Source organism: Acinetobacter sp. BD54 (assembly GCF_044778325.1).
GTDB classification, from domain to species: Bacteria; Pseudomonadota; Gammaproteobacteria; order Pseudomonadales; family Moraxellaceae; genus Acinetobacter; species Acinetobacter baumannii.
Map to the genome: position 1 here is coordinate 270,696 of NZ_JANJEP010000006.1, position 7,970 is coordinate 278,665.

At 40.8% G+C, this 7,970-nt stretch carries 7 protein-coding genes; 3 read left to right on the forward strand and 4 right to left on the reverse strand.

Going from position 1 to position 7,970, the window contains the following annotated elements; translation table 11 throughout:
• Nucleotide 1: 1 nt before the first annotated feature.
• The 4 genes from NQ782_RS12340 to NQ782_RS12355 all read right to left on the reverse strand — a co-directional run bounded on the left by NQ782_RS12340 (nt 2) and on the right by NQ782_RS12355 (nt 4,401).
• Nucleotides 2-874: an NAD(P)-dependent oxidoreductase gene (locus NQ782_RS12340; RefSeq protein ID WP_016805386.1), complete on the reverse strand. Its 873-nt coding sequence runs from the start codon at nt 872-874 to the stop codon at nt 2-4.
• Nucleotides 874-2,250 (reverse strand): MFS transporter, encoded by a 1,377-nt coding sequence (locus NQ782_RS12345; protein ID WP_057094285.1) that lies wholly within the window; start codon nt 2,248-2,250, stop codon nt 874-876. Before NQ782_RS12345 ends, NQ782_RS12340 begins: the two co-directional genes overlap by 1 nt.
• 33 nt (nt 2,251-2,283) lie before the next feature.
• Nucleotides 2,284-3,255: a D-erythronate dehydrogenase gene (denD, locus tag NQ782_RS12350; RefSeq protein ID WP_057094287.1), complete on the reverse strand. Its 972-nt coding sequence runs from the start codon at nt 3,253-3,255 to the stop codon at nt 2,284-2,286.
• 210 nt (nt 3,256-3,465) lie between these two features.
• Complete coding sequence (locus NQ782_RS12355) at nt 3,466-4,401, reverse strand: LysR family transcriptional regulator (RefSeq protein WP_000774594.1); 936 nt, start codon at nt 4,399-4,401, stop codon at nt 3,466-3,468.
• A gap of 111 nt (nt 4,402-4,512) precedes the next feature.
• Between NQ782_RS12355 and NQ782_RS12360 the strand changes: the two genes are divergently transcribed.
• The 3 genes from NQ782_RS12360 to NQ782_RS12370 form a co-directional block, all read left to right on the forward strand.
• Entirely contained in the window at nt 4,513-5,688 is a 1,176-nt protein-coding gene (locus NQ782_RS12360; RefSeq protein ID WP_001011893.1) for a fumarylacetoacetate hydrolase family protein, read from the forward strand.
• A gap of 87 nt (nt 5,689-5,775) precedes the next feature.
• On the forward strand, nt 5,776-7,563 hold the full coding sequence (locus tag NQ782_RS12365) for an IlvD/Edd family dehydratase (RefSeq protein ID WP_057094289.1): 1,788 nt from the start codon (nt 5,776-5,778) through the stop codon (nt 7,561-7,563).
• 16 nt (nt 7,564-7,579) lie between these two features.
• Nucleotides 7,580-7,970 (forward strand): aldehyde dehydrogenase family protein (locus tag NQ782_RS12370; RefSeq protein WP_267581194.1); only part of this gene is annotated, 391 nt, incomplete at its 3' end.

Consider the following 7,970-nt stretch of genomic DNA (forward strand, 5'->3'; position numbering starts at 1 on the left):
ATTACACATGATTCATTCGTTCAAGCTCACGAATTAAACCAGAATGATCAAGCTCACCATCTCCGGCAGCAAGCATATTTTCGAACAATTGACTGACTTTTTGGGCTATAGGTAAATTCAACTCAAGCGATTTAGCATAGCTAACGGCTGTATGAATATCTTTATGCTGGTTTCGAGCTGTACCTCCCGGTTTAAAATCTCGATTTAACATGCGTTCGCCATGCTGTTGCAAAATCGGAGAGTCTGCAAAACCGCCTGTTAATGCTTGTTTTAGTTTTATCGGGTCTGCTCCTGCTTTACTGGCAAGCAATAAACCTTCACTCACGGTCGCAATGGTGGATGCGACTATCATTTGATTGACGAGTTTTGCCAGCATTCCACAGCCAGCATCTCCAACTAAAATTGGCCGCCCCATGGCAGATAGAACATGTTCAGCATGTGAAAATGTTTGAGCATCGCCGCCAACCATAATCGCCAGACTTGCATTTTGAGCACCTTTTTCACCGCCAGAAACAGGTGCATCTAAATATCTAAGTCCTCTTTCTTTACATTTTTCACTTTGTGTTTTTGCAACTTCAACAGGTATCGAACTCATCACTATGACCGTGCTTTCGGGTTTTAGCTGTGAGATTGCACCACATTCTTGAAATAGAATTTCATCACAGGTTTTTCCATCACTGAGCATACAAATCAGAAACTCTACATCTTTTCCAACTTGTTCAAGTTCACTACAAACATGTGCACCAGCTTCTTTTAAACTTTCTGCTTTAGATGAAGTTCTATTCCAAACCTTAACTTGATGACCAGCTTTTAATAAGTTCATGGCCATTGGCATTCCCATAATGCCCGTTCCAACAAAACCAATCCGAGCCATTATTTCATCTCCGTAGCAGTCCGCACTTTAAGTCGCCGTTGTTCTACTTTTAGGCTATCAGACTTTAACTTTGCTAAAAGCAGTAACCCTAAACCGCCCATGGCGACAAATCCTGCAATGGCAAGGAACGCTACTGTATAGGTGCCAGTGGTGGTATATAAATAGCCTGTTAAATATGGACCAGTAAAACCACTTAAATTACCTACAGAGTTAATTAAGCCAATACCGGCTGCGGCACCCACTCCTGTTAAAGTTTGCCCAGGGATAGTCCAGAAAATGTTAATTGCACTAAATACACCAATTGCGAGCAGAATAAAGCCCACAATAATTGCCCACGGTTGATTCACAATCAAAGCAATCGCAATTGCGAAAGCCGCCATAAGTGCTGCACAAGCACCGTGTTTATAACGCTCTTGTTTACGATCAGAACGGCGGCTCCATAAAACCATACCAACCGCCGCAAATGCATATGGAATAGCAGTGAGTAAGCCATTTTGGATAAGGCTGATTTGCATACCAAAGGTGTTACGGAATGACTCTAAAACACTTGGTAAGAAGAAGAACATCGCATTTGAACCAGACGTAATTCCAAAATAAACAATTGCCATAATCCACACTAAAGGATTTTTAAACACTTGTTTAATGAGTTCACCTTTTGTTAAAGCAGCATCGGCAGATTGCTCTTTTTGTCTTTCTTCACGTTCTAGCGTATTCATGAGCCATTGGCGCTGCTCAGCTGTTAACCACTGTGCTTCTTTCGGGTTATTGGTTAAATATTTTAGACAGACTAATCCTAAAATAATGGAAGGAATCCCTTCTAAAACATACATTAAACGCCAGCCTTCATAGCCAATGGTATTGCCCCATTGCATAAGGCCGACTGAAATTGGTGCTCCAATAATTTGGGCAATTGGTAACCCTAAATAGAAAGTCGCGAAGACACGGGCACGATATTTAGCAGGAAACCATAAGGTTAAATAAAAAATAACCCCCGGAAAGAAACCCGCTTCTGCAATACCCAGTAAAAACCGTAAAATAATAAATTGGGTACCACTATGGATAAATCCCATAAGCCCAGCAATAATTCCCCAAGTAATCATGATTCGAGCAATCCAGATCCGTGCACCAAACCGATGAAGTAAAACATTACTCGGTACTTCTGCAATAAAGTATCCCAAGAAAAATACACCCGCACCTAAACCAAAAATAGTTTGGGTAATTCCAATTGCATCATTCATATGTAGCGCAGCAAAACCAATATTGGTTCTGTCTAGAAAAGCCATAATGAATAAAATAATAAGAAACGGGATAATGCGACTTGAAATACGTTTAATTGTCTGCTCTTCGAGAGCAGTGACATTTTTGATATCTTCCATAATAACTCTCACATGAATTGGCGATCACTGCCATTAATTTTGGGTATCTTCTATATGTGCCTGAATGATGCTTTCAAAATTCTCATCTGCTTGGAAACCTAAAGATTCGGCATATTCAGCTTTCACTTGAACCGGCCAACTTTGAACAATCCTTTGAATCATTTTATCTTCTTGCCACTGCACTAAATCAGTTGCTTGTTTACCGGCAACTTTTTCAAGAGCCTCAAGCATTTGCTTAACGGTAACGGTCAATCCCGGTAAGGGAATAATTCGGTTATCTTGGAGTGCATCTGAAGAAATTGACGCAGCCTTAATCATTGACTCAACACAGCGTCGTGGTGAAGTAATAAAAACCGGAGTATCTGGCGGGACTGGACAAACTGCCGTTTCACCTTTTAAAGGCTCGCGGATAATTGAGCTAAAAAATGTAGATGCAGCTTTATTAGGCTTACCCGGACGAACCACAATAGTCGGTAATCTTAAAACACGGCCATCAATAAAGCCTTTACGTGAATAATCTGAAACGAGCAATTCTCCTACTGCTTTTTGCATACCGTAAGAGGACTTTGGTGTAACCACCGTATCATCTGTTACAACTTCTGGTAATTGACCACCAAATACAGCACAACCACTCGCAAAAATGACTCGAGGCATTGTTTGTTTTTTTCTTAATTCTTCTAATAAATTTAAAAGGCCATAAAGGTTTACATCCATTCCCAAGTCAAAATCGGCCTCTGCTGCCGAACTCACCACGGCGGCTAAGTGCCAAACAACATCAATTTTTTCTGTAATATTTGCCACTATGGTTTTGTCGGTAATATCACCAATCACCACTTCAATTTTTGGGTCTTGCGGTAAATCATCACCAGCAAACGCATCAAACAAAATAATTTTATCGATGGGCTTAGCTTGTTTACCGTCTAAAGTCAGGCTTCCGGTTTTTAAAATCTCTTTGGCGATTTGCTTTCCAATAAAACCCGTGCCGCCAGTAATTAACACATTCATACAGGGATCCTTTCCTAATTCTTATTCACTTAAAGATTTTTAATCATCATGAATTAAACGATAAGGAGTCCCTGCAATAATTTCCAATGAATAATTTCTAAATATTGATAACTTTTTAATATCAGTTTTATGATGAAACTTTGACTAAATTAAATAGGCTTTCTTTTAATTTAAAAGCCCCAAGTCTTCTATGACTTGAGGCTGAGGACTTTACTTACGTTTTGCATTTTTAAGTAAAATATTAATGAATGCTGCGGCTATATCAGACACTGGTTCATCTTTACGTGTCAAAATTCCATAATCTTGGGCATCTAAAATCAGGTCTGTTTCTAAAATCTGTAGTTGTCCTTCTTTCACCTGATCAATCACCATTGCTTCTGGCAACATGCCCACCATAGGTGCCCCTTTTAAGATCTGTAAAAAGGTCTGCATCGACATGGTATTTACCGTATTTAAAGGAATTTTGACTTTAGCTCGGGCGAATGCACCTTCCATACGCTCTCGAATCGGTGTGCCTTTAGGATAAAGTACCCACGGCCATTTTAATAATTCTTCTAATGTACAAAACTTTTTCTGGGCACATGGGTGCGCATTATTGACAACAATACAGAACGGTTCAGGGCCTAACGGCTGGAAATCAAAAAACTGGCTTTGCGTAACATCAGTAAAACGCCCTATGGCTAAATCTAGAGTATGTTCACTCAACATTTCCATTAAATGGTCACTGGTCTGTTCAACAACATCGATAGAAAGTAGAGGCCATTGTTTCTTAATTTCGATAATTGAGTTTGGAATTACCACGGCGGTTGCTGCAAATATTCCCCCTACTTTTAAAAACCCATGTCCACCCAACCGTAAAATCTCGATGTCTTCGACAAAATGCTTTGCGTCATTCAAAACACGCTGTGCATAACGAATGACATGTTCACCCAATGCCGTTACAGGCATATTTCGGGGCAGTCGCTCAAAGACCTGAAACCCAAGAAGGCCCTCAATTTCCTTTAGCATTTTACTTACGGCAGGTTGACTTAAATTCATCTGCTCGGCAGCCAAATGCATGTTATTGGTTCTAGCTAACGTCTCTAATAAAACCAAATGCTTGAATTTAAGCCAGTTATTTAAACTTGAGTAAGTCAAATCTGCCATTTTTAAAATTCCTTTTTGATAACCACTGGTTATTAATAATTAAATTATTACGATTGGTGTTTATTAAATAAGAAACATATCATGATTTCAAATAAAAGAAGGAAGCTTTAAATGAACTTTACGTTAAATTCCCAGAACTCATTACCAGATGATGCAACTCAAGGATGCTTAATTGGCCGTGCGTGGATTCCAAGTCAAATTTCGGGTCCATCCCCTATTATTTTAAGGGGAAATCAAGTTTTTGATATCTCGGAAAAATTTCATACTATTTCCGAGTTACTTGAAAGTGCTGATCCTTTAAAAGCTTTATCTGAAATTGAAGGAAGACGAGTTGGTTCAATTGATGAATTATTTGCCAATACTGTCGCCGAGCCAGATACCAACAAGGCATATTTTTTAGCCCCTATTGATTTACAAGTAATTAAAGCGGCAGGTGTTACCTTTGCTGCAAGCATGTTAGAACGAGTGATTGAAGAACAAGCTGGTGGCGATGCACAAAAAGCTCAATCGATTCGTGAAGTTGTACAAGGCGTAATTGGCGATAATTTAAAAACAATCGAACCCGGTTCTGAAAAAGCGCTACAACTCAAAGAATATTTAATCGAACAAAAAATGTGGTCTCAATATCTTGAGGTGGGTATTGGTACAGATGCCGAGATTTTTACTAAAGCCCCTGTTTTAGCAGCTGTAGGCACAGGACAAAATATTGGTATTCACCCAAAGTCTGAGTGGAATAATCCAGAGCCGGAAGTCGTATTAGTTGCCAACAGCCAAGGTAAGATTTTAGGTGCGACTTTAGGTAACGATGTGAATTTACGGGACTTTGAAGGCCGTAGCGCTTTACTGTTGAGTAAAGCGAAAGATAACAATGCATCTTGTGCGATTGGCCCATTTATTCGCCTTTTTGATCATACTTTTACTTTAAATGATATTCGTACTTGCGATGTTGAACTGCAAATTCAAGGCACCGATAACTTTGTGTTAAATGGGGTGAGTTCTATGTCGCAAATTAGCCGAGATCCTGAAGATTTAATTCAACAAACTCTTAATGAAAACCATCAATATCCAGACGGTTTTGTTTTGTTCTTAGGTACTTTATTTGCACCGACTCAAGATCGAGAACAAGCTGGGGCTGGCTTTACCCATAAAGTCGGAGATGTCGTCCGTATTCATTCACCTAAACTTGGTACTTTGTACAACACGGTTATGACCAGTGATAAAGCAACACCGTGGAATTTTGGAATAAATGCTTTGATGCGTAATTTGAAGCAGCGTGAATTACTATAATTTTCACGTATTATCGATCGGTTGAATTGCAAGATTCATCCCGTAAATAAACTAAATTTCAAAAAGTATGAGTGAAAGGATCAAAAAATGAATGATCAAAATAAACGGATTTTTTTACGTAGCCAAGAATGGTTTGATGATCCTGAACATGCCGACATGACCGCTTTATATGTTGAGCGTTATATGAACTATGGTTTGACCCGTGCCGAGTTACAATCAGGTCGCCCGATTATTGGAATTGCACAAACCGGTAGTGATTTGACCCCATGTAACCGTCACCACAAAGAACTTGCTGAACGCGTTAAAGCGGGTATTCGAGACGCGGGTGGTATTCCAATGGAATTCCCCGTCCACCCGATTGCAGAACAAACCCGCCGTCCAACTGCTGCACTTGACCGCAACTTGGCCTATTTAGGTTTGGTTGAAATCTTGCATGGTTATCCGCTTGATGGTGTGGTGCTGACCACTGGCTGTGACAAAACTACCCCTGCATGTTTAATGGCAGCAGCCACAACAGATATACCTGCAATTGTGTTGTCTGGTGGGCCAATGCTAGATGGTCATTTTAAAGGTGAGTTAATTGGTTCCGGCACTGTGCTTTGGCATGCAAGAAACTTACTTGCCACTGGTGAAATTGACTATGAAGGTTTCATGGAAATGACCACTTCTGCTTCACCTTCAGTCGGGCATTGCAACACCATGGGCACTGCACTTTCCATGAATGCTTTGGCAGAAGCATTGGGTATGTCTTTACCAACATGTGCAAGTATTCCGGCGCCATATCGTGAACGTGGGCAAATGGCCTATATGACCGGCAAAAGAATATGTGAAATGGTTTTAGAAGATTTACGTCCTTCTAAAATTATGACCAAACAATCTTTTGAAAATGCAATCGCAGTAGCCTCAGCTTTAGGTGCCTCGAGTAACTGTCCTCCTCACCTCATTGCAATTGCCCGTCATATGGGTATTGAGCTGAGTTTAGAAGACTGGCAACGTGTGGGTGAAAACATTCCGCTTATTGTGAACTGTATGCCGGCGGGTAAATATTTGGGTGAAGGTTTCCACCGTGCGGGTGGTGTTCCTGCCGTTTTACACGAATTACAAAAAGCTGGTGTATTACACGAAGATTGTGCATCGGTTAGCGGTAAAACAATGGGGGAAATTGCCAAAAATGCAAAAACCTCAAATGCGGATGTCATTTTCCCTTATGATCAACCTCTTAAACATGGTGCTGGTTTCATTGTGCTCAGTGGCAATTTTTTTGACAGTGCCATTATGAAAATGTCTGTAGTGGGCGAAGCATTTAAAAAAACCTATTTATCAGATCCAAACAATGAAAATAGCTTCGAAGCACGCGCAATCGTTTTTGAAGGTCCCGAAGACTATCACGCACGTATCAATGACCCTGCCTTAAACATTGATGAACATTGTATTTTAGTCATTCGTGGTGCAGGTACGGTGGGGTATCCGGGTAGTGCTGAGGTCGTCAATATGGCTCCCCCAGCGGAGTTGATTAAAAAAGGGATTGATTCACTGCCTTGCTTAGGAGATGGTCGCCAAAGTGGAACTTCTGCCAGCCCATCTATTCTCAATATGTCACCCGAAGCGGCGGTAGGCGGTGGAATTGCCTTACTTAAAACCAATGACCGTTTACGTATTGATTTAAATAAACGTTCTGTCAACGTGCTCATTTCTGACGAAGAGTTAGAACAACGCCGCCGTGAATGGAAACCGACGGTATCTCCATCTCAAACACCTTGGCAAGAAATGTATCGCAACATGGTAGGTCAATTATCTACTGGTGGTTGTTTGGAACCCGCAACTTTATATATGCGAGTCGTAAACCAAGACAACCTTCCAAGACACTCTCATTAATTTCAGGATATTTGTTATGACCATTATCGGACACAACTTTATTGGTGGTTCACGCAGCGCACAAGGTACAACCTTATTAAAAAGTATTCATGCTACGACTGGTGAAGCTCTGCCTTATGAGTTTCACCATGCAACCGAGCAAGAGATTAATCAGGCCTGTGAAGCAGCCAGTCAAGCGTTTAAGACTTACCGCCATACCACACCTGAACAGCGTGCTGTTTTTTTAGAAAATATTGCCGATGAGCTCGATGCTTTGGGTACAGATTTTCTTGAAATCGTGTCACAGGAAACCGCTTTGCCACTTGCACGCTTACAAGGTGAACGTGCCCGGACCAGTGGGCAAATGCGTTTGTTTGCCAAAGTATTGCGCCGTGGTGATTTTTTAGGTGCCCGTATTGATACTGCTT